The sequence below is a fragment of the Achromobacter sp. HZ34 genome (genome assembly GCF_002209485.1).
Taxonomy (GTDB): Bacteria; Pseudomonadota; Gammaproteobacteria; order Burkholderiales; family Burkholderiaceae_B; genus Bordetella_C.
This window is the reverse complement of record NZ_NJIX01000001.1, coordinates 898587-921194: the sequence shown is the minus strand read 5'-3', so window position 1 is coordinate 921194 and position 22608 is coordinate 898587. Positions and strand designations below refer to the sequence as shown.

Genomic DNA, 22608 nt, shown 5'->3' with positions numbered 1-22608 from the left:
CTGTGATCAGTCCAGCTTTTCGATGTGGGCCGACTCGATGATGTCGTGCCACTTCTTCGTTTCGCTGTCGATCAACTGCTTGAATTCGGCGGGGCTGCCGCCAGCCGGGACGGCGCCCAGCGTGGCCAGGCCGTCCAGCACGTCCTTGGACTTTAGCGCAGTGTCGATTTCACTGTTGATCTTGGCGACCACGTCGGCCGGCGTGTTGGCCGGTCCCACCACGCCGCCCCAGGCCACGGTCTCGTAGCCCTTCAGGCCCGATTCGTCCAGGGTGGGCACGTCCGGGAACAGGGCCAGGCGCTTCAGGCTGCTGACGCCCAGCGCGCGCACCTTGCCGCTCTTGACCAGCGGACCGGCTTCCGACGAGTTGGCGAACAGATAGTCGATGCGGCCACCCAGCAGATCCTGGATGGCGGCAGGACCACCGTTGTACGGAATGAACATGACGTCGATCTTGGCCATGTGCTTGAACAATTCCCCGCCCATGTGGCCGGTGGTGCCGATGCCCGGCGCGCCGTAGGACAGGCGGCCCGGCTGCTTGTGCGCCAGGTCGATCAGTTCCTGCACGGAATGCGCGGGAGAGTTGGACGGCACGATCAGCACGTTGTACAGATCGAACATGTGGGCGATGGGGGTCAGGTCCTTGTCCACGTCGTAGGGCAGGGACTTGAACAGGCTACGGTTCACCGCCAGGGTGTTGATGTTGCCGTAACCGATGGTGTAGCCGTCCGGCGCGGCACGCTTGATCAGGTTGATGCCGATATTGCCGGCGGCGCCGGGGCGGTTTTCGATGATCACCGAGCCGTTCACCTGCTTGGCCAGTTGCGTCGTCACCAGGCGCGACAGCACGTCGGGCGAGCCACCGGCGGCGGAAGGCACGACGAAGGTCACGGGATGATCGGGCCAGGTGCCGGCAGCGTGGGCAGTGCCGGCGGCACACGCCAACGCCACGGTGGCGCCCAGCAGGCGGAAGGAGGTCGACAGACGGAAGAACGGTTGCGGCATGGAGGTTTCCCTTGATGTTTTTTGCAGGTGGAGGTGCCGTCACGTCGCGAGCGGCGCGGAGGGGCGGCCTCACGCGTGACGTTTTGTTCGACACAGGGCGGCAGACTAGCACCGGGCCGAAGGAACCCGCATATCAAAAAATATGGAAAACCTATAATCCGCCGTTATCGTCAAACGGATGAAAAGGGGGCAGCGGCCCGATGCAAGACACTGCACGTAAACCGCGCAAAGGGGGGAGGAAGGGCGATCTGGAACCTCGGTCGACGGGTTCCATGCCGGATGGCCTGGCTGATCCGGCGGTCGGAGATATCGCTGCGGATGCGGTCGCGGACCCGGCTGCAGACCTTGCTGCGGAGCTGTCCGATGATGGCTCGGGGGGCGGGGCGCGGCCCCCGTTGAATCTGCGCCAGATCGAGGTTTTTCGCGCCATCATGCTGTCCGGTTCGATCAGTGGCGCGGGGCGCATGCTGCACGTGTCCCAGCCGGCCATCAGCCGGGTGCTGGCCCTGACGGAAAGCCGCCTGCGCTTCCCCCTGTTCGAGCGCGGCCGCAGCCGCCTGACTCCCACCGCCGAGGCGCGCCGCCTGTTCGCCGAGGTCGAACAGGTCTATGGCGGCATCCAGCGGGTCAACGAACTGGCTGCCAACCTGGCGCAATCCGGCGCTGGCGCGCTGCGGGTGATTTCCAGCGCCAGCTTCGGCCAGCGCATGGTGCCGCAGGCGCTGGCCGTGTTGCGGCAGGGCCGCGCGGGGGCGAGGGTGGACTATCGCAGTTCCACCTATGACGAGTTGGCGGCGCATTTTCTAAGCGGGCAGGCGGATATCGCCGTGTCCATGCGGCCGCCGGTGCATCCCAACCTGGTGTCGGTGGAACTGGGCCGCAGCGAGGTGGTATGCATCATGCCGCGCGAGCATCCCCTGGCGGCCTGTAAGGCCGTGGCGCCCGCCGAGTTCACCGCGGCGGCGTGGATCGGTTATCCGAGCGATGCGCCGCTGGGCCGGGTGCTGACGTCATTCCTGGGCTACACGCCGAGCCGCCCGCCGGCCGCCATCGAAGTGCATTCGCCCGTGACCGCGCTGGCTTTCGTCCAGCAGGGGCTGGGACCGGCGCTGGTGGACAGCTGGTGCGTGGGACCGCAGGCACGGGCGCATGTGGCCGTGCGGCCCATCGTCCCGTCCGCGCACATCGGCATCTGGGCCACGTATTCCGACCTGCAACCGCTGCCGCTGATGGCCAAGCGCTTTCTTTCGGCACTGAAGAAAGTCCTTCAGGACGAGCCGCCGCCGCAATTCGATGACATGGTAATAGGCCTGCCGCGCCGCGAAGGATGATGCACCGGCGCCCGGCGCGGCGGGCATTCGCGCCCCTGCGCTTGATGTCGTGGTGCCTGCTCTTGCGGGGATGGAGCTTCAAGCACCTTTCACGCTGGCCGCTTCGATCATCACCGTGACGGCATTGCGGGCCGCCTGCGACGGCGAATGGCGGCGGTAGGCCAGGTCCAGCAAGGCGCGCGGCGCCGGGCCGCGCAGCGGCAGGAAGCGCACCCCTTCGGTGTGGACGTGGCGCATGCTGGCGGGCACCAGCGAAATGCCGAAGCCGGCGGCAACCAGGCTGATCACCGAGGCCATCTGCGGCGCCTCCTGGGCGATACGGGGCGTGAAGCCCGCCTGCTGGCACGCCGCCAGGATGGTGTCGTACAGGCCGGATCCGATGGGCCGCGGATACAGCACGAAGTCTTCATCGCGCAGCGCCGCCAGGGTCAGGCCACGGGCGCCTGCCATGGCGTGGGTGGCGGGCATCGCGACCAGCATCGGCTCGTCGACGACCCGGTCGGCGCGGAAATCTTCTCCCAACGTGAAGGGCTGGCGCAGGAAGGCGACGTCGACTTCGCCGCTGCGCAGCCATTCCAGCAGCGAACCCGTGTTGCCTTCGCGCAGCTCGACGTGGACTTGAGGGTAGCGGTCGCGGTAGGCCCGTAGCGCGCGGGCCAGGGCCGGGTGGAACACGGAGGAAGAAGTGAACCCGATGCTGACGTTGCCGCTCTGGCCTTGTCCCAGATGGTGCGCCCGTTCCGCCGCGCGGGTGGCGGCGGCCAGGATGGCGCGGGCGTCCTCCAGGAATTGCTGGCCGGCCTCGGTCAGTTCGATGCCGCGTGGCAAACGCAGGAACAGCGTGGCGCCCAGTTCGCGTTCCAGTTGCTGGATCTGCTGGCTTAACGGCGGCTGGCCAATACCCAGCCGCGCCGCCGCACGCGTGAAATGCATTTCTTCCGCGACCGCGACGAAATAACGGAGATGGCGAAGTTCCATGGCGAGCATCATATTTCATAAATATCGCTGGGACCACTTCCATATATTGGACAGATGAGCGACATAGGGCTACCGTCTCACCTATCCCGTCAGATCCTTGATTCAACCCGCATGAGCAGCATCCCCGAGCGTGTGGCCACAAGCCGCGCGGTCGGTGGCGTAGCGCCCAGCCGTTCTAAAAATGTCTTCTGAAACTACCTCCCGCGCAGCAGCGCCCGACGGCTTGCAGGCCGCGTCGCCGTCATCCGTGCAAACACCGTCCGCCGAATCCATTCCCTATCTGCAGCGTGGCAGCGCGGCCTTCCGGCGCGCCAACTGGGCGTTATTCGCCGCCGGTTTCTCCACTTTTTCCCTGATGTACTGTGTGCAGCCGCTGCTGCCCCTGTTCGCCGAGCACTTCGGGGTGTCGCCCGCCCAGAGCAGCCTGTCGCTGTCGCTGACCACGGGCCTGCTGGCGTTGGCGATCTTCCTGGTCGGCTTCTGGTCCAGCCGCCTGCCGCGCAAGGCCGTCATGGCGGCATCGCTGTTTGCGTCCGGCGTGCTGACGCTGGCCGTGGCCGCGACGCCGAACTGGCATGCGTTGCTGGCCGTGCGGGCCTTGCAAGGGCTGGTGCTGGGCGGCGTACCCGCGGTGGCCATGGCGTACCTGGCCGAAGAGGTATCGTCCGCCGATCTGGGTTTCGCCATGGGCCTGTATATCGGCGGCAGCGCTTTCGGCGGCATGATGGGGCGGGTGATTACCGGCCTGGTGGCGGATCACAGCGACTGGCATATGGCGCTGGTCGTCGTGGGCGTGGTGGGGGTGTTGTCGGCGGTGCTGTTCGTGCTGGCGTTGCCGGCTTCGCGTCACTTCAAGCCGCAGAAGGGCGGGGGCTGGGCCGCGGCGCGGCAAGGCTTTGCGACGCACCTGGTCGATCCCAATCTGCTGTCCTTGTTCGCGCTGGGTTTCCTGTTGATGGGTGGGTTCGTCACCGTCTACAACTACGCGGGCTTTCGCCTGATGGCGCCGCCTTATCTGCTCAGCCAGACCTTGATCAGCGCCATCTTCACGGTGTATCTGGTGGGGATCTTCGCGTCGGCGCTGTTCGGCCGGCTGGCCGACCGCTATGGTCGCGGCGCGATGCTGTGCACGGGCGTGGGGACGATGTTCCTGGGCCTGTTGCTGACGCTGTCGGCCAATCTGATCGTCATGGTGGCCGGTGTGGTGGTGCTGACCTTCGGCTTCTTCGCGGCGCATTCTGTCGCCAGCGGTTGGGTCGGGCGGCTGGCGCGCGGCTACAAGGCGCAGGCGGCGTCGCTATATCTGCTGTCGTATTACCTGGGATCCAGCGTGTTGGGGTCGGTGGGTGGCAAATGCTGGGAATGGGCCGGCTGGAGCGGCGTGGTCGGCCTGATCGGCGCGTTCCTGGTCCTGTCCGTCGCCCTGAGCGCGCGCCTGTTCATCGTCACCAGCCCGGCCCGCACCGCCGCCTCGGCGAGCCGCGTGTCGTAGTTCCAGGCTGCATTTTGCAGGAACGTTTTTTATAAAAAACGTTTAAAAAATTCTGCGGGGAACATGCTTGGGGCTCCTTTGGGAGGAGCCCCGTTCATACTGGCTGCGCCGGCGCCACGGCAAGCCGTGCGTCGTAGTTCCAGACCGCATTTTGAAGGAACGTTTTTTATAAAAACGTTCAAAAATTCTGCGGGGAACATGGACGGGGCTCCTTTCTGAGGAGCTCCGTTCATACTGGCCGCGCTGGCGCCAGCCCCGGCGCCGTAGTGCCGAGACGGTTTCTTGGCTGCTGGCTACTGCCTGTTCAAACCGTCGGGCCGCGCCAGGCGGCCAGGGCTACCAGCAGCCAGCCGGCCAGGAAACCCAGGCCGCCGATGGGCGTGATGGCGCCCAGCCAGCGGACATTGGTCAGTGCCAGGACGTACAAGCTGCCGCTGAACAGCACGATGCCGGCGAACATCAGCCAGCCGCCGCTCGTCAGCAGCCCCGACCCGAAACGCGGCACCAGGGCGGCGATCGCCAGCAGCCCCAGCGCATGCGCCATCTGGTAGGTGACCGCCGTCTGCCAGACCGCCAGCATCTCCGCGCTAAGCCTCTCCTTCAAACCATGCGCGCCAAACGCTCCGGTGCCAACGGCAATGAACATGTTCAGCGCGCCCAGCAGCGCAAAAATCCGGTCGGTCATGATTTAGCATCGTCCTTGGCGAAAATAAAAAAAGCGCCCTGGCGGTTTACCGCCGGGCGCTGTGATTTTAGGCGCGCGCGTGGATGAACGCGCGTCGCGGGGCCCACCGATCGCTTGAATCCCGTTGATGTGGTTCAAGTCCAGATCAATGCCGCGGCTCAGCCCCTAGCCCAGGTCAATGCCCAAGCCCAAGCTCAGGTCAGTGCCGATGTCACTGCCCAACCCCAGGCCAAGCTCAAAAACACCATCGTCAACATCGCTTCGACCCTCGGCCGTTATTCAACCGCCGACAGTTCGTCAACGATGCCCTGGGCTTGCTTGACCACTGCCTGATATCCGGCCTGCGTGGCCAGGCGTCTGGAATAGCATTGGAAAAAATCCCTTTCCCTGCCGTCTGCTGACCTTGGCGACCCCTCCTTGCGAGGTCATTAGTCAATGCTTAAAATGCAGTCAACGCTTAAAGGAGGCTGCCGTGGCCACCATGACTATTCGCAATATCGACGATCACCTCAAAGCCCGCTTGCGCATCCAGGCCGCTTTGCACGGACGTTCGATGGAGGACGAAGCGCGAGACATCCTGCGGGCGGCGCTCTCGGTAGAGCCCGCTCGCGGGGGCGCCTTGATAGCTGCGATCCGGGCTCGTGTCGCTCCTCTGGGAGGCGTCACGCTGGAGCTTCCCGAACGAGAAGCGATTCGTACCCCCCCGGATTTCAGCGCATGATCGTATTGGATACGAACATCCTGTCGGAAATTTTGCGGCCGGCACCGGACGATCACGTGCTCGCCTGGCTCGCGGGTCAGGTTCGATCGTCACTGTTTACGACGACGATCACCGAAGCAGAGCTGCTTTATGGCGTTCAATTGCTGCCTGACGGTGATCGCAAGTCAGCCTTGGAAATGGCGGTTTCGCAGGTATTCGTAATCGATCTTGCAGGGCATGTGCTTGCTTTCGACAGCGATGCGGCGGCCGCATATGCGGAAATCTCCGCTACGCGCAAGTTGCTCGGCCGCCCAATAAGCCAGTTCGATGCATCCATCGCAGGGGTCGCCCGCTCACGAGGAGCAAGTGTTGCGACTCGCAATGTCAAAGACTTCCGCGACTGCGGGGTCGACGTAATCAACCCCTGGGAACACAGGCTCGGCTAACGACGCGGCAATCGGGCGATTGGGCATTCCCAGCCGGAAAGGATTTCTGGCCGCATCCCGCTGGCGGGCCAGTCAGTGCGTTTCAGGCGTGACGTTATGCAGCGACCGCAGCCGGCGTAGCTCCGGGTACCACCACATCCACAGCGCGGCGACGGCGATGGTGCCGACGCCGCCCAGTACCACCGCCGGAATGGCGCCCGTCATGGACGCCATCAGCCCCGCGCGGAACTCACCCATCTGGTTGGACGTCCCGATGAACAGCATGTTGATGGCGCTGACGCGTCCCAGCATGTCATTGGGCGTGTTCAATTGCACCAGCGACGAACGCACCACGACGCTGATGGAATCGGCCGCGCCCAGCACCATCAGGGCAATGATGGACACCGGGATCGACGTGGAAATGCCAAACACCACGGTGGCGATGCCGAAAGCGAACAAGGCGCCGAACAGCGTCATGCCGATATTGCCCGTCAGGTTCTTGCGTCCCAGCACCAGGGCCATGCTGACCGCGCCCACTGCCGGCGCCGCGCGCAACATGCCCAGCGCCCAGGGCCCGGCATGCAGGATGTCCTTGGCATAGATGGGCAGCAGGGCAGTGGCCCCGCCCAGCAGGACGGCGAACAGGTCCAGGGTCAGGGTGCCCAGCAGGATGCGGCGGCTGGCGATGAACGTGAAACCGGCGAACAGCGAGCGCCAGGTGGTCGGTTCCTTGCGCGAAGGCTGGCCCTCGATCTTCAGCGTCAGCATGGAGACCAGGGCGATGAAATAGCAGGCGGCGGTCAGCGCATAGATCCAGCCCGCGCCCAATGCATACCCGACGCCACCCAAGGCCGGCCCGGCAATCTGCGCGATCTGGTTGGACGACGCCGATACAGCGGTGGCGCGCGGGATCAGGGCGCGCGGCACGACCGCCGGGATCAGCGTGGGCATGGTCGGCGATTCGAAGGCGCGCGACGCGCTCATCGCGATGATGCAGGCATAGACGACGTAGTGGTTCGCTTCGCCCGCCAACGATACGGCCGACAGCACGGCGGCCGACAAGGTTTCGATGGTCAGGGTCACCGCCAGGATCTTGCGCCGGTCGTAGCGGTCGGCCACATGCCCCACCACCAGGGTCAGCAGCAACATGGGCATGAACTGCGCCAGCCCGATCAGGCCCAGGTCCATGGCGCTGCCGGTAAGCGAGTAGATCTGCCAGCCGACGGCGACAGACACCATCTGATAGGCGAGCGAGGCGCCGAAGCGGGAGAGAAGAAAATGCGCGAAGGCTGGCCGCGTGATCAAAGGGGCGTCAGCGTTGTCGGAGTCTGGCGTACTGGCCATCTGGGAGGGTAAAAGAATCGTAAAACCTTGAAGGCTGGGATCGTATACCAAAACCAGCGGCCCCCCTCGCATAAGCTTGTTGCCGGATTTGCTCGGTTCCTTTCAAGATATTCGTGGTAGTGCGACCGTCGCAGCCCTGTGCCTTATCCTCCTTGCAGGGACCAGAATCGGCGATCCTGAAAGCTGGAATTCAGCCACCTTTCACGAATTTCACGGGGCCGGCGGCCGGACGTGGCGCATTAGCAGCAAAGGGCGTAACCAAGCGGTTTTTGGATGGACGCTGGGTGCGTCACCGTGCTACCTTGCGCACGCCCTAGGGTTTACACGTATCCAGGGCGAGAACGGATCCGGTCCAGGCCGGATATTGCTTAAGCAGCCTCGCCGGAGCCCGGCATGTTTCCTTTCTTCGATCCCCGGCGCCTGGAGCGCCTTCCTGGAACCCGTCCCAATCGTTGGGATTGGTTGTTACTGCCGCTGATCCTCGGCTTCCTGGTGCTGTTGGCGTTCGGCGCCAAGGAAATGGCCACGCCTTATTCGGTGGGCCAGCAACTGCCGATCTCGCTGGACGCTGCCTACCTGCCGTACTACCTGTTGCGGACCACGCTGCGCATGTTCATCGCGCTGGGCGTATCCCTGGTATTCAGCTTCGTCTTCGCGGCGGTGGCTTCCAAATCGCGCACCGCGGAAAAGATCCTGGTGCCGATGGTGGACATCCTGCAGTCCATCCCCATCCTGGGTTTCCTGTCGATCACGGTGACCGGCTTCATCGCGCTGTTCCCCGGCAGGCTGCTGGGCGTGGAGTGCGCGGCTATCTTCGCCATCTTCACGTCGCAGGCATGGAATATGGCGCTCAGCCTGTACCAGTCCATCCGCACCGTGCCGTCGGAGCTGAACGAGGCCGCGCGCGTGTTCCGCCTGAGCGGCTGGCAGCGGTTCTGGCGGCTGGAATTGCCTTACGCCACGCCCGCGCTGCTGTGGAACATGATGCTGTCGATGTCCGGCGGCTGGTTCTTCGTGGTGGCATCCGAGGCCATCACGGTGTCCAACCAGGACATCATGCTGCCCGGTATCGGCTCGTACATCGCGTCGGCCATCGACCAGCAAAACCTGCATGCCATCTTCTACGCCATCATCGCGATGGCGGTGGGCATCCTGCTGTACGACCAGCTGTTCTTCCGTCCGCTGCTGGCCTGGGCCGACAAGTTCCGTTTCGAGGACACGCAAAGCAACACCGCGCAGCAGTCCTGGGTGCTGGATCTGCTGCGCCGCGGCCGGCTGACGCGGGCCCTGTCGCTGAACCTGGCGCATCGCGGCGAGCGCGCCCTGGGCTGGTTCCGCCGCGGCTATGACGGTACGTCGGTGCGGGCGCGCGTGCGCACGGTCAACCCATTGCGTGAACGCATGGTCGACGGCTTCCTGACCGCGCTGGCCCTGATCGCCGTGTGGCGCCTGGGCGTGTTCGTGCATGCCGAAGTGGGCTGGTCCGAAGCCCTGCGCGTGCTGGGCCTGGGCGGCATCACGCTGGTACGGGTGATGGTGCTGATCGCGCTGGCCTCGGTGGTCTGGGTGCCGCTGGGCATCATGATCGGCCTGCGTCCGCGCCTGTCGCAGCGCATCCAGGCGCTGGCGCAGTTGCTGGCCGCGTTTCCGTCCAATCTGCTGTTTCCGCTGGCGGTGGTAGCTATCGTCGCCTTCGACCTGAATCCGGAAGTCTGGCTCAGCCCCTTGATGATTTTCGGTACCCAGTGGTACATCCTTTTCAACGTCGTGGCCGGTGCCAGCACCATCCCCAGCGAATTGCGCTATGCCGCCGACAACCTGGGCCTGAAAGGCTGGCTGAAGTGGAAGCGCTTCTACCTGCCGGCGGTGTTTCCCAGTTTCGTCACCGGCGCCATCACGGCCAGCGGCGGGTCCTGGAACGCCAGCATCGTGTCCGAGGTGGTGACCTGGGGCAAGACCACGCTGACCGCCACCGGCCTGGGCGGCTACATCGCGGAGATGACGCAGAAGGGCGACTTCCCGCGCATCGCGCTGGGCATCGGCGTGATGTGTATCTTCGTGATGGGGCTGAACCGGTACTTCTGGCGAAGGCTGTACCTGCAAGCGGAAAAGTGGAGCCGCTGATGGCGGCATCGAAAGCAAGACACCGCACAGCGTGCGGCAGCGACAAATTGAATATCACGGTGGCTCGTGGAGCCGCCGGCGAGGGAGTAGGGCGATGAACGGCAAAGCCAATTTCCTGCTGGACCTGAGCGGGGTCAGCAAGATGTTCCAGACGGCCGACGGCACCAATCGTTCGGTGCTGGAGGATGTCGACTTCCAGTTGCGCGAAGGCGAGATCGTCGCCTTGCTGGGCAAATCCGGCTCGGGCAAGTCGACGCTGTTACGCATCATGGCCGGGCTGATTCCGGCCGACCAGGGCCAATTGAAATATCGCGGCCAGCCCCTGTATGGGCCGGCCGCTGGCGTGGCGATGGTGTTCCAGTCCTTTGCGCTGTTCCCGTGGCTGACGGTGCGCCAGAACGTGGCCCTGGGCCTGGAGGCGCAGGGCGTGCCGCTGAGCGAGCGCGAGCAGCGTGCCGAGGCCGCGTTGGAATTGATAGGCCTGGCCGGCTTCGGCGGCGCCTTGCCGCGCGAGTTGTCGGGCGGCATGCGCCAGCGCGTGGGTATCGCGCGGGCCTTGGCCACCGATCCCGACGTGCTGCTGATGGACGAAGCTTTTTCCGCCCTGGACGTGCTGACCGGTGAGACGCTGCGCGACGACATGCTGGAACTGTGGGACGAGCGCCGCATCAGCACGCGCGGCATCCTGGTGGTGTCGCACAACATCGAGGAAGCGGTGATGATGGCCGATCGCATCCTGATATTCGCCAGCGATCCGGGCCGGGTGCGGGACGAGATCCGCGTGCATCTGCCGCGGCCGCGCAATGCCGATTCGGCGGAAGTGCGGGCACTGGTCGACCAGGTCTACGGCCTGATGACGGCGCGGCCGGTGCCGGCAACGGCGGCGGGTGCGCCGGAGCCCGAAGTGCATCATGGTTATCGGCTGCCCGATACCAACGTCGGGCGCATGGAGGAAGTGCTGGAGTTGCTGGCCGAGCCGCCGCTCAACGGCCGCGCCGATTTGCCGCGCCTGGCGGAGGAAGCCGGGCTGCCGGACGAGGATCTGTTCCCCGTGTACGAGGCCTTGGGGCTGCTGGGATTGGCGCTGGTCGAGCATGGCGACATCAGCCTGACGGCCAACGGGCGCCATTACGCCGCCGCCGACCAGCAGGAGCGGCAGGAGCTGTTCGGGCGCCATCTGCTGGCCCAGATCCCCCTGGCCGCCAATATCCGCCATTCACTGGAGCAGGAAAGCACGGGCGAACTGCCCGAACGGCAATTCCTCGACATGCTGGAGGAATTCCTCAAGCCGGACGAGGCCGAGCGGGTGTTGAAGGTGGCGGTGGAGTGGGGGCGTTACGGTGAAGTCTACGGGTACGACTATCACACCGGCCGGCTGCATCTGCCCACCACGCCCGCTGGGGAAGCGGATTGAAGAAAAAGTGGAATCGATGTTCTCGCGCTTCTTTCTCAGCGCGCTGCTACCAGCCGGATATGCGTAATCTCCGAAGGCGCGCCGATTCGCTTGGGCGGCCCCCAATACCCGGTGCCGCGGCTGGTATAGACCCATAGCCGCCCCAGCCGCCGCAGACCGGCAGTAAAAGGCTGCTGCAGCCGTACGAAGAAATTCCACGGCAGGAACTGGCCCCCATGCGTATGGCCGGACAGCTGCAGCGTATATCCCACCGGTTCGGCGGCAAACGCCGTGCGGGGCTGGTGCGCCAGCAGGATCCGCACATTGGCGTCAGCCGGCGCGCCAGCGAGTGCCTTGGCCGGATCGCTTTCCTGCGCCGGATCGTAGGCGCCGGCACCGTAGTCCGTCACGCCGGCGACCACCAGCCGCGCCCCCGCGTGGTCGATCACCACGTGGCGGTTCAACAGCACGTTCAAACCCAGGCGCTCGAATTCCGCCACCCAGGCGTCGGCGCCGGAGTAATACTCGTGGTTGCCGGTCACCAGGTAGGCACCATGCCTTGCCTGCAGCCGCCCCAGCGGCCGGGTATGGGCCGCCAGGCGCGCCACGCTGCCGTCCACCACGTCGCCGGTGACGGCGATCAGATCGGCCTGCAGGGCATTGACGGCGTCCACGATGGCATCGACGTAACGGCCCTTGATGGTCGGACCCACGTGCACGTCGGTGATCTGCGCAATGGTGAAACCCTGCAACCCGGCCGGCAGCCCGGCGATCGGCACGTCCACCGACCGCACCGGCGCCCGCCGCCGCGCGTTGTACAGGCCGACCAGGCTGCTGCACAGCGCCAGCAGGGGCACGGCAATGGCGGTCTCGGCCAGCGTACCGGCGCCGGGCAGGGCGCGCCCGGATGCGGCGCCGGTTACCCATATGGCCAGCAACAGCAGATCGCGCAGCAAGGTCAGCACGAACAGCGATGAGAAATACCCCATCAGCAGCAGGCCTATCCAGCCGAACCCTTCGGACAGGCGGCGCGGCAGGCGGCGGCTGAGGAAGCCGGCCGGAATCACCAGGCAGGACAGCACCAGGAAAGCGACGGCGGCCCACTGTGCGGCCGGGCTGATGGGGGCGTCGGGGATCAGGCGCGCCCCGACATAGGCATGAGCCAGGACCCCGACGAAGATGATACGGATGAGGAAGATGTAGCGGCGCATGGCGCTCCCTGCTCAAATGGATTGCCGATTGAAAATCCATCGGCGTGCCCCCAATTATGCGGTATGGTGGCGGCGTGCCGCGCTCGGACGGGACCGCCGTGCCGCCCGCGCACCGGATCGCCGGATCGCCGGATCGTCGGATCGTCGGATCGTCGGATTGCCGGAGAGCCGGAGAGCCGGCCCCCAGGGCGGCCAGGCCGACTTTCGTTGGCGCGGGCTGCTCCCTGGCTCCCGCCGCCGGCATTGCACTGAAGAACATCGAGATCGCTGTGAAAGACATCCAGACCCTGTTGCAAACGTACGGGCCGCTGCTGGTTTTCGCCAACGTCCTGCTGGAGCAGGCGGGGCTGCCGCTGCCGGCCTATCCCATCCTGATCGTGGCCGGCGCCATGATCGTGCATCACGACATGTCCTGGCAGGCGGTGCTGTTCGCCGCCCTGGCAGGCAGCCTGATCGCCGACACCGCCTGGTACTACGGCGGCAGGCGCTACGGCGGGGGCCTGCTGGGCACGGTGTGCCGCGTGTCGCTGTCGCGCGATTCCTGCATTCGCCAGACGCAGTCGCTCTATCTGCGCACCGGCCCGGCCATCCTGCTGGTGGCCAAGTTCCTGCCGGGCGCCAGCGCCTTGTCCACGGTGATGTCCGGCCTGACGCGCCTGCCGATGCGCCGCTTCCTGGCTTTCGACGGTGCCGGCACCCTGCTGTGGGCGGGTTCGGCCATGGTCATCGGCGCGGTCTTCAACGACATGCTGGCGCAGGTGCTGGACGCGCTGGGCCGCTATGGCGCTTATGGCCTGGGCGTGGTGGGCGTGGCGCTGGCCTTGTACCTGACCTATCGCATCTTCCGCCGCCGCTTCACGGTGGCACGCCTGAGCCACGTGCCCCGCGTGACGCTGGATGAGCTGGATGCCTGGCAGACCGCGAAGGAAGACGGCTGCGACGTGGTGTTGCTGGACGTGCGGGCCGGCGGCGAGAACCCCTTGCCGGGCGCCGTCATGTTCGATCCGCACGATCCCATCAATACCCACCCGCATGCGTGGCCTCTGGACGCGCGCATCGTCGTGTATTGCGCCTGCCCGGATGAAATCTCCGCCGCCGTGCTGGCCGCCAAGCTGCACAAGGCCGGCTACCGCAATACCTGGGCGCTGGCGGGCGGCTACAACGCCTGGCTGGCGCGCAGCCAAAGCGCGCAGGCCGCCAACGACAATGACGCCGGCGCGAATGCGGCGCCAGCCGCTTGATGGATTCCATTCAAAGCCGTACGGACGTCGATCCAGGCATCGCGGATTTTCTCGATGCGCTGTGGCTGGAGGACGGCCTGGCGCGCAATACCCTGAATGCCTACCGGAGCGACCTGGCCAGCTTCGACGTCTGGTTGCGCGGCCACGCGGGCCGGGGCCTGACGCAGGCTGAAGGGGGCGATATCGAGGCCTGGTTCGCCGCGGTCCATCGCGACACGCGGCCGACCACGGCCAACCGCCGCCTGGCCGCGTTGCGCCGATACTTCCAATGGGCCATGCGCGAGCACCGGGTGGCGCAGGATCCCTGCCTGGCGGTGCGCTCGGCCCGGCAACCCATGCGCAGCCCCAAGACCCTGAGCGAAGCGCAGGTGGACGCCTTGCTGGCCGCGCCCCAACCGTTGACGGAACTGGGACTGCGCGACAAGGCCATGATGGAAACGCTGTATGCCACCGGCTTGCGCGTGTCCGAGCTGGTCGGACTGGGGCTGCTGGACGTCAACCTGAACGAAGGGGTAGTGCGGGTGGTCGGCGGCAAGGGCGGCAAGGACCGCCTGGTGCCATTGGGCGCCGAGGCCGCGCATTGGGTCGACCGTTATGTCCGCGAGGCGCGGCCGCTGCTGTCCAAGGGGCGGCCGTCGGATGCGCTGTTCCTGACGGTGCGGGGGGAGGGCATGCATCGCCAGAACTTCTGGCTGATCGTCGGGCGCTATGCGAAAGAGGCGGATATCCACGCGCCCATTTCGCCGCACGTGCTGCGGCACGCCTTCGCCACGCACCTGGTGAATCACGGCGCCGACCTGCGGGTGGTGCAACTGCTGCTGGGGCATGCGGACATCTCCACCACGCAGATCTACACCCACGTCGCGCGAGAACGATTGAAGACGCTGCATTCGCAGCATCACCCGCGCGGGTGACCGAGCGTCGGGGAATGGCGCCCAGGGCGCCTTCGCCGGCATCGTGGTCGGGACGTCCGGCAGGTTATCGGACTATCGGTCAGTGGCGGGTCGGCCTGTCAACGTGTCTTGCGGAATGTCAGGTTGACGCGTACCGATCCGGTCGCGGGATGATGGCCTTCGGCCAGGGGCGCGATGCCGTGGAAGGCAAGGCGCGAGGGACCGCCCCAGACGGCGACGTCGCCATGGTGCAAGGGAAAGCGCCGCGTGCGGTCGCTGCGTTGCAGGCCGCCGAACAGGAAAATCGCCGGCAGACCCAGCGACACGGACACGATGGGCGCGGCCAGGTCCAGTTCGTCGCGGTCCTGGTGCAAGGTCAGCCGGGTGCCGGGGCGGTACAGGTTCATCAGGCAGGCCTGCGGCGCGAACCCCGGGTAGCCGGCCCGCTCGGCGGCACCCCGTGCCACTTCCAGGAAAATATCCGGCATGGGCGGCCAGGGACGGCCGCTGGCAGGATCGACCGGGTCGTAACGATACCCGCGCCGGTCCGATACCCAGCCCCAGTCACCGCAATTGGTCATGGCTACCGACATGGTCTTGCCGCCCGGCGTGACCAGATGGCGCAGCGGTGCCGTGGCGACCACCTGGCGCGCGGCGGCCAGCAGCGCTTCGGCCTGGGCACTGGCATGGCGGCGCAACAGCACCGCGCCCGGCGCGATGGCCTCCTCCCAGGGTGCCTCGTCATCGGGATCGCCAAACAGGTGGCCGCTGCGTTGGCCACTGCCGGACGCGGCTGGCTGCGCCCGCGCGCCATCACGCGCCGGCGCGGTGTCCGGGCAGGCGCGCTGCTCAGCGTCGATGGGGATGTCGGGTGGCATCCGGCGATTTTACGGCCGGCAACCCTGCTCGCCACGCCGGCTTTTGCGGCGCCTTGACGAGCGGACCGGTAAAATGCGGTCCATCTGGTACCTCCGGGTCCAATTCAAAGGTCACCGCTATGAATAACAGTCCTTCCTTTCCCGATCGTCTTTCCTCCGGCTACCAGGCCTTCCTTACCGGCCGGTTCCCCGACGAACGCACCCGTTTCCGTCAATTGGCCGAAAAGGGCCAGAATCCGGAAATCATGGTGATCGGCTGCTGTGACTCGCGCGTAGCGCCCGAACTGATTTTCGACGCCGGCCCCGGCGAGATGTTCGTGCTGCGCAACGTCGCCAACCTGGTGCCGCCTTACGAGCCCGACTCGCACTACCACGGCACCAGCTCGGCCATCGAATTCGCCGTCAACGGCTTGAACGTGAAGCACATCGTGGTGATGGGCCACGCCTCCTGCGGCGGCATCCGTTCCTACTACGACGACGCCGAACCCCTGGCGAAGGGCGATTTCATCGGCAAGTGGATGTCGCAGATCAGCGGCACCGCCAACCAGCTGAATTTCACCGGCAAGGACCGCGCCGGCGACTTGCGCCTGCTGGAACTGGCCGTGGTCGAACACAGCCTGCACAACCTGATGACGTTCCCTTATATCCGCCAGCGCGTGCAGCGTGGCGAATTGGAACTGCATGGCGCGTATTTCGGCGTGGCCACCGGCCTGCTGTTCGTGCGTGATCCCGCCACCGGCGAATTCCATCCCTGCGGCGATACCCCCGTGCCGCAGGACAGCGAGGGCGCATGAAGCAGGATCGTCGGGTCCAGCCCATGCAGCAGCCGGAGACGCAGCTTGTGCAGCGGGTTGTACAGCGAGTCGTACAACCCACGCGGCGCAGCCTGCTGACCGCCATGGGCGCGGCTGCCGCCTTGCCCCTGCTGGGCGCGTCCCGGCTGGCGCTGGCGCAGAACGCGCCCCTGCGCATCGGTGTGATTCCCAGTGTGGCCAACGAGGCCACCGAAATCGCCATCGACCAGGCGCGCGCGCAGGGCGTGCAGGCCAAGCTGGTCGAGCTGGCCGATTGGGTGATGCCCAATGTGGGCGTGGCCGAGGGCTCGCTGGACGTCAATTATTTCCAGCATGCGCCTTTTCTCGACCTGTTCAACAAGAGCCGCGGCCAGAACCTGGTGCCGATCGCCTATGGCTATTCGACCACCATCGGGCTGTTCTCGAAGAAGCTCAAGCGCGGCGACGCCATGCCGCATGGCGCTTCCATCGGCATCCCGGCCGACCCGGTGAACACGGGCCGCGCGCTACTGCTGTTGCAGGCCATGGGCCTGATCCGGCTGAAAGAGGGCGTGGCGGAGAAAGCTACCTTGCTTGACGTCACGGACAATCCGCACAAGCTCAAGTTCGTGTCCATCGAAGGCTCGCAGGCTTCGCGCACCTTCGACGATGTCACCGCATCGGTCACCTACACGACCTTCGCCAAGCATGGCGGCCTTGACGAAAAGGACGGCCTGGCCTTCGACAACAACGACCCCGCCAATGTGCGGCGCTACGCCATCCGCTGGGTGACGCTGCCCAATCGGGCGGAGGATGCGCGCCTGCTGAAGTTCATCGGCATCTACCAGCAATCGCCCGAGGTCAAGGCCACCTTGCGGCGCCTGTACGGCGACCTCATCGACTTCCCCTGGCAGGCGTAGGCGATAACGCTGCATAAGCCGGGGCGTGCCCAGTCGTGGGCATGCTCCGGCCGGCCAGTCCGGGGTGGCGGCCTTATTTCTCGTCGGGCGGCGGCATGGCGCCGACGTCCAGCGTTTCGCCCGAGGGCAGCGCTTCGCCGTTCGAGGCGAACAGGTCCCATACGGCGGTGAACAGCGCCGCCACCAGGGGGCCGATGACGAAGCCGTTCAGGCCGAACAGCGCCATGCCTCCCAGCGTGGAAATCAGGATCAGCCAATCGGGCAGCTTGGTGTCCTTGCCCACCAGGAGGGGCCGCAGGATGTTGTCCACCATGCCGATGACCAGCACGCAGAAAGCGGTCAAGCCTATGCCTTGCCACAGCGCGCCGGTCAGCAGGAAGTAGGCGGCCACCGGCACCCAGATCAGCGCCGCGCCCACGGCCGGCAGCAGCGACAGGAAACCCATCAACACGCCCCACAGCAGGGCGCCCTGGATGCCCAGCACCCAGAATGCGAGGCCGCCCAGCAGGCCCTGCGTCGCCGCCACGGCGACGTTACCCTTGACGGTGGCGCGGATCACCGTCGTGAACTTGCGCGCCAGATGCTGCTTGTAGGCCTCGCTCATGGGAATCGCCTGCGTCACCCGGCGCGCCAGCGTACTGCCGTCGCGCAACAGGAAGAACAGCAGATAGAGCATGATGCCGAAGCTGATGACGAACTGGAACGTGTCCTGGCCGATGCTGAAGGCCTTGGTGGCCAGGAACTGGCTGGCCTGCATCGCGCCGGAGCTCAGCTTGTCCTGCAGGCTGCTGATGTCGGACAGGTCGTAGCGGTCCAGCAGACTGTGAACGGAGGGCGGCAGGGCGGCCATCGCCTGCTGGAAGTAGTTGCCGAAATTCAGGTTGCCGGACTTGACCTGCTGGTACAGCACGGCCCCTTCCTGCACCAGCGAGCCGGTGATGACCACCACCGGCAGAATGGCCAGCACGATACATAGCAGGAGGGTGATGAGCGCGGCCAGATTGCGCCGCTTGCCCAGCCTGGCCACCAGCCGCCGCTGCATGGGCGCGAAGATGATGGCAAGTATGGTGCCCCAGAAGATGGCGCCGTAGTAGGGGAAGAGTATCCAGCAGAACGCGATGGATACGGCAACCAGCAGGGTAAGGAAGGTACGGTGATGCAGGGTGGTCGAATTCATGAAATTCCCGGGAAGGTGGCCCGACCGGCCCGCGCGCAGGCGCGGAGCGGGGTAGGGACGGGCGGCCGTACACGCATCATGCCATTAAATGGGGAACGGCCGGGCTGGCGCGCTGGAGGGCTTCGATGGATACTGTCGAACGGTCACCCCGGGACACCCCGGAACACCCCGGGCCAGCCCGGATTACGCCGGTCGCCCCGTGACCCCGGAGGACCAAAGCTGCCTCGACTGACCACGCGGAGATACAAATGAGCGACTCAGTGGATCTGAAGGGAATCGGCCTGAAGGTCACATTCCCCCGAATGAAAATCCTCGATCTGTTCAACAACAGCGAGCGACGTCACCTGAGCGCCGAAGATGTCTACCGGCTGCTGCTCAATGACGGCGTGGAGATGGGCCTGGCCACGGTGTATCGCGTGCTGACGCAGTTCGAGCATGCCGGCCTGCTCAAGCGCAGCCAGTTGGGTGGCAACAAAGCCGTGTTCGAACTGAACGACGGCGAACGCCATCATGGCCATCTGGTCAGCACCACGACGGGCGAGGTGGAGGAATTCTACGACCCGCAGATCGAAAAACGCCTGCAGAAGATCGCCGACGAAATGGGCTATACGCTTACCGACCACACCATCACGCTGTTCGGCATCCCTAAGTAAGGCTGTCCTCGGCCATGGAGAAAAAACGGCCCAGCAGCGGTGAGGCGTCATCCGACCGGTGCGCCAGCAGGATTTCACTGGCCGCATCGTCGGTTTCCAGATGACGGTAGACCACGCCGGGAATACCGGTCCTGGCGTAGGTTTCCGGCAGGATGGAAATCCCCATCCCCGCCGCCACCAGGCCGATGATGGTGGCCCCCTCGCGCGCATCCTGGCCGATGTGGGGCGCGAACCCCGAGCGGCTGGCCAGCACCGTCACGTGCTCGAACAGGCCGCAGCCCAGGCCGCGCGGGAACAGGATGAAGGTGTCCTCGGACAAGGCGGACAGCGGCACCGGCTCCGTTTGCGCGGCCAGCGGATGGCTGGCGGGCAGCACCGCCATCAAGCGGTCACGCCACAGGCGCAGCACGCGGATATTGGATGGCGGGCAGAACAGGATGGAAGGGCGCAGGAAGCCCACGTCTATGGTTTTCTCCGCCAGGGCCTGCAACTGCTGCCCGGTGGACATGTGGATGAGATCCGCGCGGGCGGCGGGATGGCGCCCGCGGAAGTCCTGCACCAGGCGCGGAAATGCCTCGAACATGGGCACCGACGCCGTGAACGCGATGCGGATCTCGCCCGCCTCTCCGCGGATGGCCTGGCGCACCACGTCGCTGGCCCGTTCCAGATGCAGCAGCGCCCGGCGGGCCTGGTCGAGGAACAGCCGGCCTGCCTCGGTCAGCGCGACATTGCGGTTGTTGCGGGCGAATAGTGCCGTCCCTAATTCCTCTTCCAGCGCCTTGACCTGCGTGCTCAAGGGCGGCTGGCTGATGTGCAGGCGGCGGGCGGCGGCGCTGAAACTGAGTTCTTCCGCGACCGTGACGAAGTAGCGCAGCTGGCGAAAATCCATGAATTATCTGGAAAACCTATAAATTGGCGCTGGAAAAAGTATTGGACGATATCAGTCCTTCGCAGGCACCATCAAGCCCAAGAAGAAATTTTCAATGCTCCATGGAGACAAAAGCATGCAACGCAGCCCTCTGCTCGCCCGGATGATTCGCGGGCTCGGCCTGGCCACTGCCCTTATCGCCGCTGGCGTTCCCGCCCTGAGCCACGCTGAAGACAGCTATCCTTCCAAGCCCGTCCGCGTGGTGGTGCCTTACGCACCCGGTGGCGCGGTGGACATCGTCACCCGCCTGATCACCCAGAAAATGGGCGAGACGCTGAAGCAAAGCATCATCGTCGACAACCGTCCCGGCGGCGCCACGAACATTGGCATGGACCTGGTGGCGCGCGCCCAGCCCGACGGCTATACGCTGCTGACCTCGTCGCCGTCGCTGGCCAGCAATTCCTCGCTGTTCGCCAAGCTGCCTTTCGATCCGGCCAATGACCTGGTGCCGGTGGGTGCCATCGGCTACGCGCCGCTGGTCGTAGTGGTGGCGGCTGATTCGCAATTCAAGACGCTGAAGGAAATGATCGAGTACGGCAAGGCCAACCCGGGCAAGCTGACCTTCGGCACGGCCGGCAACGGCAGCTCCGGCCACCTGGCCAGCGAATTGCTCAAGGCCGACGGCAAGTTCGACGCGCTGCACGTGCCTTACAAGGGCGGCGCGCCGGCCATTACCGATCTGCTGGGCGGCCGCATCAATTTCATGGCCATCAACCCGCTGGAAGTCATTGCCCACATCAAGTCGGGCAAGATGCGCGCGCTGGCCGTGATGGACGACAAGCCCGCTTCCTTGCTGCCGGACGTGCCCACCGTGAAATCGCTGGGCCTGGACAATTCCGCCGCTTCCGTGTGGTGGGGCCTGAACGCGCCCAAGGGCACGCCGGCACCTGTCATCGAGAAGCTGAACGCGGCCCTGAACCAGGCGCTGGCGGATGCCACCGTGAAGCAGCGCCTGGCGGATCTGGGCGCCTCGGCCACGCCGGGCAGCGCCGCCGACTTCGGCAAGTTCGTCGTCACGGAAACCGCCAAGTGGTCGAAGGTGATCAAGGCGGCGAACATCAAGGCGGAGTGATACCGGATCGATTCGGATGATGGGTGCTCGCCCTGGCGGCGAGTACTATCGGTGTGGCGGGGCGGCTTTGGCCGCCCCGTTTTTTTGCGCCCGGCGCTGGTCATGGGATTCTTGGGTCTTATATAATACATAAGACTTACGGCTTAGCTGGCCTGGCTTGCCGCTAGACCCTGATACCCCCGACCGCGCAAGGAAGATCGTCGGCATGAGCGCCTCCACGCCCCCTCCAGTTTCTCCGGATTCCACCGTTCCCCCTGTTTCTCCCACCAGCCCGGACGCCGACCTGGCACCCCCTCCCACACTGAGCCAATTGTTCTGGGGCTTTTTCGTGCTGGGCATGACCGCCTTCGGCGGGGCGCTGCCCCTGGTCCGGCGCATGGTCGTGGAGAAGCACCGCTGGCTGTCCAGCGAAGAGTTCACCACCATGCTGGGCCTGTGCCAGTTCCTGCCGGGGGGCAACATCATGAATCTGGCGGTGGCGCTGGGCATGCGTTTTCGCGGCGTGGTCGGCGCGGTGCTGGCGCTGACGGGCTTCGTGCTGGTGCCCACCATCGTCGTGCTGGCGTTGGGCGTTGTCTATGATCATTACCAGCATGACCCGCATGTGCGCCATCTGTTCGCCGGCCTGGCCGCCGCTGCCGCGGGCCTGGTGATCTCGATGGCCCTGAAGATCGGCAAGCCCATCCTCAAGAACGCCTGGGGCGCCGTGATCGTGGTGGCCTGTTTCGTGGCCATCGCGGTGCTGCGCCTGCCGCTGGTGCCGACCATGCTGGTGCTGACGCCGCTCAGCATCCTGGGAACGTGGAGGTTGCGTCGATGAGCGCCGCCTTGCAGACCCTGTGGGATCTCTTCACCCTGTTCACCCAGCTGTCGCTGATCTCCTTCGGTGGGGGCATGACCATCCTGCCCGAAATGCAGCGCCAGGTGGTGGACGTCCATCACTGGATGTCGGCCGAGACCTTCACCTCGCTGTTCGCCCTGGCGCAGGCCGCGCCCGGGCCCAATCTGATGATCGTGCCGCTGGTGGGCTGGCACGTGGCCGGCTGGGGCGGCATGCTGGTTTCCAGCGCGGCCAAGTTCGTGCCGCCCGCGCTGGTGACCATCCTGGTGTTGCGCTTGTGGGAGAAGTTCAAGGACCGTCCGTGGCGCGTGATCGCGCAGCAGGGCATTTTTCCCATGACCGTGGGGCTGGTGGCGGCCAGCGGCGTCTTGATCACCGTGGCGTCCGTGACCAATGTGCTGCTGCTGGTGATCGCGGTGGTGTCGACGCTGCTGGGCTGGCGTACCAAGCTGCATCCTCTGTGGCTGCTGCTGGGGGGTGCGGTGGCCGGGCTGGTCTTCGGCGGCTTGTTCTGAGCGTGGCCGCGATCGTTTTCGCTGCCCTC

General features: G+C 65.6%; 22 protein-coding genes. 14 read left to right on the top strand and 8 right to left on the bottom strand.

Annotated elements, in window-relative coordinates:
• Positions 1-6: 6 nt before the first annotated feature.
• Positions 7-1005, bottom strand: coding sequence for a tripartite tricarboxylate transporter substrate binding protein (locus CEY05_RS03885; protein WP_088596047.1), 999 nt, complete (start codon positions 1003-1005; stop codon positions 7-9).
• 395 nt (positions 1006-1400) lie between these two features.
• Between CEY05_RS03885 and CEY05_RS03880 the strand changes: the two genes are divergently transcribed.
• Positions 1401-2336 (top strand): LysR family transcriptional regulator, encoded by a 936-nt coding sequence (locus CEY05_RS03880; protein WP_369825876.1) that lies wholly within the window; start codon positions 1401-1403, stop codon positions 2334-2336.
• A gap of 78 nt (positions 2337-2414) precedes the next feature.
• On the opposite strand, the gene CEY05_RS03875 is transcribed toward CEY05_RS03880, so the two are convergent.
• Positions 2415-3314, bottom strand: a complete 900-nt coding sequence (locus CEY05_RS03875) for a LysR family transcriptional regulator (protein WP_088596228.1) — start codon at positions 3312-3314, stop codon at positions 2415-2417.
• A 181-nt stretch (positions 3315-3495) separates the two neighbouring features.
• On the opposite strand from CEY05_RS03875, the gene CEY05_RS03870 reads away from it, so the two are divergent.
• Positions 3496-4806 (top strand): MFS transporter, encoded by a 1311-nt coding sequence (locus CEY05_RS03870; protein ID WP_088596045.1) that lies wholly within the window; start codon positions 3496-3498, stop codon positions 4804-4806.
• A 304-nt stretch (positions 4807-5110) separates the two neighbouring features.
• Here CEY05_RS03870 and CEY05_RS03865 read toward each other — a convergent pair whose 3' ends face one another.
• Positions 5111-5491 (bottom strand): DUF423 domain-containing protein, encoded by a 381-nt coding sequence (locus CEY05_RS03865; RefSeq protein WP_088596044.1) that lies wholly within the window; start codon positions 5489-5491, stop codon positions 5111-5113.
• 472 nt (positions 5492-5963) lie between these two features.
• Here CEY05_RS03865 and CEY05_RS03860 point away from each other — a divergent pair, with 472 nt between their 5' ends.
• The gene (locus CEY05_RS03860) at positions 5964-6212 is read left to right on the top strand and encodes a plasmid stabilization protein (protein WP_088596043.1); all 249 of its coding nucleotides are present in this window, start codon (positions 5964-5966) and stop codon (positions 6210-6212) included.
• A complete protein-coding gene (locus CEY05_RS03855) occupies positions 6209-6637 on the top strand; it encodes a type II toxin-antitoxin system VapC family toxin (protein ID WP_088596042.1) in 429 nt (142 codons plus the stop codon). The genes CEY05_RS03860 and CEY05_RS03855 overlap by 4 nt, the downstream gene beginning before the upstream one ends.
• A gap of 72 nt (positions 6638-6709) precedes the next feature.
• On the opposite strand, the gene CEY05_RS03850 is transcribed toward CEY05_RS03855, so the two are convergent.
• Positions 6710-7960: an MFS transporter gene (locus CEY05_RS03850; RefSeq protein WP_088596041.1), complete on the bottom strand. Its 1251-nt coding sequence runs from the start codon at positions 7958-7960 to the stop codon at positions 6710-6712.
• A gap of 393 nt (positions 7961-8353) precedes the next feature.
• Between CEY05_RS03850 and CEY05_RS03845 the strand changes: the two genes are divergently transcribed.
• Together CEY05_RS03845 and CEY05_RS03840 are read left to right on the top strand one after the other, a co-directional pair.
• Positions 8354-10084 carry an ABC transporter permease subunit gene (locus tag CEY05_RS03845; protein ID WP_088596040.1) on the top strand — a complete coding sequence of 577 codons (1731 nt, stop codon included), beginning with the start codon at positions 8354-8356 and terminating at the stop codon, positions 10082-10084.
• Between the two features lie 94 nt (positions 10085-10178).
• On the top strand, positions 10179-11498 hold the full coding sequence (locus CEY05_RS03840) for a nitrate/sulfonate/bicarbonate ABC transporter ATP-binding protein (RefSeq protein ID WP_088596039.1): 1320 nt from the start codon (positions 10179-10181) through the stop codon (positions 11496-11498).
• Positions 11499-11533: 35 nt separating this feature from the next.
• Here the strand turns inward: CEY05_RS03840 and CEY05_RS03835 are convergent, their stop codons facing one another.
• Positions 11534-12688, bottom strand: coding sequence for a metallophosphoesterase (locus tag CEY05_RS03835; protein WP_088596038.1), 1155 nt, complete (start codon positions 12686-12688; stop codon positions 11534-11536).
• A gap of 269 nt (positions 12689-12957) precedes the next feature.
• Between CEY05_RS03835 and CEY05_RS03830 the strand changes: the two genes are divergently transcribed.
• Together CEY05_RS03830 and xerD are read left to right on the top strand one after the other, a co-directional pair.
• On the top strand, positions 12958-13929 hold the full coding sequence (locus tag CEY05_RS03830) for a VTT domain-containing protein (protein ID WP_088596037.1): 972 nt from the start codon (positions 12958-12960) through the stop codon (positions 13927-13929).
• Entirely contained in the window at positions 13929-14843 is a 915-nt protein-coding gene (gene xerD / locus CEY05_RS03825) for a site-specific tyrosine recombinase XerD (RefSeq protein ID WP_088596036.1), read from the top strand. Before CEY05_RS03830 ends, xerD begins: the two co-directional genes overlap by 1 nt.
• A gap of 98 nt (positions 14844-14941) precedes the next feature.
• On the opposite strand, the gene alkB is transcribed toward xerD, so the two are convergent.
• A complete protein-coding gene (gene alkB, locus CEY05_RS03820; RefSeq protein ID WP_088596035.1) occupies positions 14942-15700 on the bottom strand; it encodes a DNA oxidative demethylase AlkB in 759 nt (252 codons plus the stop codon).
• Between the two features lie 119 nt (positions 15701-15819).
• Here alkB and CEY05_RS03815 point away from each other — a divergent pair, with 119 nt between their 5' ends.
• On the top strand, positions 15820-16494 hold the full coding sequence (locus CEY05_RS03815) for a carbonic anhydrase (RefSeq protein ID WP_088596034.1): 675 nt from the start codon (positions 15820-15822) through the stop codon (positions 16492-16494).
• Between the two features lie 104 nt (positions 16495-16598).
• Positions 16599-17393, top strand: a complete 795-nt coding sequence (locus CEY05_RS03810) for a MetQ/NlpA family ABC transporter substrate-binding protein (protein ID WP_088596227.1) — start codon at positions 16599-16601, stop codon at positions 17391-17393.
• A 73-nt stretch (positions 17394-17466) separates the two neighbouring features.
• On the opposite strand, the gene CEY05_RS03805 is transcribed toward CEY05_RS03810, so the two are convergent.
• Positions 17467-18570: an AI-2E family transporter gene (locus CEY05_RS03805; RefSeq protein WP_088596033.1), complete on the bottom strand. Its 1104-nt coding sequence runs from the start codon at positions 18568-18570 to the stop codon at positions 17467-17469.
• Positions 18571-18818: 248 nt separating this feature from the next.
• On the opposite strand from CEY05_RS03805, the gene CEY05_RS03800 reads away from it, so the two are divergent.
• A complete protein-coding gene (locus tag CEY05_RS03800; protein WP_088596032.1) occupies positions 18819-19223 on the top strand; it encodes a transcriptional repressor in 405 nt (134 codons plus the stop codon).
• On the opposite strand, the gene CEY05_RS03795 is transcribed toward CEY05_RS03800, so the two are convergent.
• Positions 19216-20112 (bottom strand): LysR substrate-binding domain-containing protein, encoded by an 897-nt coding sequence (locus CEY05_RS03795; RefSeq protein ID WP_088596031.1) that lies wholly within the window; start codon positions 20110-20112, stop codon positions 19216-19218. The two genes, CEY05_RS03800 and CEY05_RS03795, sit on opposite strands and share 8 nt — an antisense overlap.
• A 115-nt stretch (positions 20113-20227) precedes the next feature.
• On the opposite strand from CEY05_RS03795, the gene CEY05_RS03790 reads away from it, so the two are divergent.
• The 3 genes from CEY05_RS03790 to CEY05_RS03780 all read left to right on the top strand — a co-directional run bounded on the left by CEY05_RS03790 (position 20228) and on the right by CEY05_RS03780 (position 22579).
• The gene (locus tag CEY05_RS03790; RefSeq protein WP_088596030.1) at positions 20228-21223 is read left to right on the top strand and encodes a tripartite tricarboxylate transporter substrate binding protein; all 996 of its coding nucleotides are present in this window, start codon (positions 20228-20230) and stop codon (positions 21221-21223) included.
• A 205-nt stretch (positions 21224-21428) separates the two neighbouring features.
• A complete protein-coding gene (locus tag CEY05_RS03785) occupies positions 21429-22043 on the top strand; it encodes a chromate transporter (RefSeq protein WP_088596029.1) in 615 nt (204 codons plus the stop codon).
• Positions 22040-22579, top strand: a complete 540-nt coding sequence (locus CEY05_RS03780; protein WP_088596028.1) for a chromate transporter — start codon at positions 22040-22042, stop codon at positions 22577-22579. The genes CEY05_RS03785 and CEY05_RS03780 overlap by 4 nt, the downstream gene beginning before the upstream one ends.
• The last annotated feature ends 29 nt before the right edge of the window (positions 22580-22608 follow it).

Excerpts from the sequence above, each read along its gene's own strand:
- CEY05_RS03885 (WP_088596047.1), bottom strand. The coding sequence starts at position 1,005 with ATGCCGCAACCGTTCTTCCGTCTGTCGACCTCCTTCCGCCTGCTGGGC.
- CEY05_RS03875 (WP_088596228.1), bottom strand. The coding sequence starts at position 3,314 with ATGGAACTTCGCCATCTCCGTTATTTCGTCGCGGTCGCGGAAGAAATG.
- CEY05_RS03870 (WP_088596045.1), top strand. The coding sequence starts at position 3,496 with ATGTCTTCTGAAACTACCTCCCGCGCAGCAGCGCCCGACGGCTTGCAG.
- CEY05_RS03865 (WP_088596044.1), bottom strand. The coding sequence starts at position 5,491 with ATGACCGACCGGATTTTTGCGCTGCTGGGCGCGCTGAACATGTTCATT.
- CEY05_RS03855 (WP_088596042.1), top strand. The coding sequence starts at position 6,209 with ATGATCGTATTGGATACGAACATCCTGTCGGAAATTTTGCGGCCGGCA.
- CEY05_RS03850 (WP_088596041.1), bottom strand. The coding sequence starts at position 7,960 with ATGGCCAGTACGCCAGACTCCGACAACGCTGACGCCCCTTTGATCACG.
- CEY05_RS03845 (WP_088596040.1), top strand. The coding sequence starts at position 8,354 with ATGTTTCCTTTCTTCGATCCCCGGCGCCTGGAGCGCCTTCCTGGAACC.
- CEY05_RS03840 (WP_088596039.1), top strand. The coding sequence starts at position 10,179 with ATGAACGGCAAAGCCAATTTCCTGCTGGACCTGAGCGGGGTCAGCAAG.
- CEY05_RS03835 (WP_088596038.1), bottom strand. The coding sequence starts at position 12,688 with ATGCGCCGCTACATCTTCCTCATCCGTATCATCTTCGTCGGGGTCCTG.
- xerD (WP_088596036.1), top strand. The coding sequence starts at position 13,929 with ATGGATTCCATTCAAAGCCGTACGGACGTCGATCCAGGCATCGCGGAT.
- alkB (WP_088596035.1), bottom strand. The coding sequence starts at position 15,700 with ATGCCACCCGACATCCCCATCGACGCTGAGCAGCGCGCCTGCCCGGAC.
- CEY05_RS03815 (WP_088596034.1), top strand. The coding sequence starts at position 15,820 with ATGAATAACAGTCCTTCCTTTCCCGATCGTCTTTCCTCCGGCTACCAG.
- CEY05_RS03810 (WP_088596227.1), top strand. The coding sequence starts at position 16,599 with ATGGGCGCGGCTGCCGCCTTGCCCCTGCTGGGCGCGTCCCGGCTGGCG.
- CEY05_RS03805 (WP_088596033.1), bottom strand. The coding sequence starts at position 18,570 with ATGAATTCGACCACCCTGCATCACCGTACCTTCCTTACCCTGCTGGTT.
- CEY05_RS03800 (WP_088596032.1), top strand. The coding sequence starts at position 18,819 with ATGAGCGACTCAGTGGATCTGAAGGGAATCGGCCTGAAGGTCACATTC.
- CEY05_RS03795 (WP_088596031.1), bottom strand. The coding sequence starts at position 20,112 with ATGGATTTTCGCCAGCTGCGCTACTTCGTCACGGTCGCGGAAGAACTC.
- CEY05_RS03790 (WP_088596030.1), top strand. The coding sequence starts at position 20,228 with ATGCAACGCAGCCCTCTGCTCGCCCGGATGATTCGCGGGCTCGGCCTG.
- CEY05_RS03785 (WP_088596029.1), top strand. The coding sequence starts at position 21,429 with ATGAGCGCCTCCACGCCCCCTCCAGTTTCTCCGGATTCCACCGTTCCC.
- CEY05_RS03780 (WP_088596028.1), top strand. The coding sequence starts at position 22,040 with ATGAGCGCCGCCTTGCAGACCCTGTGGGATCTCTTCACCCTGTTCACC.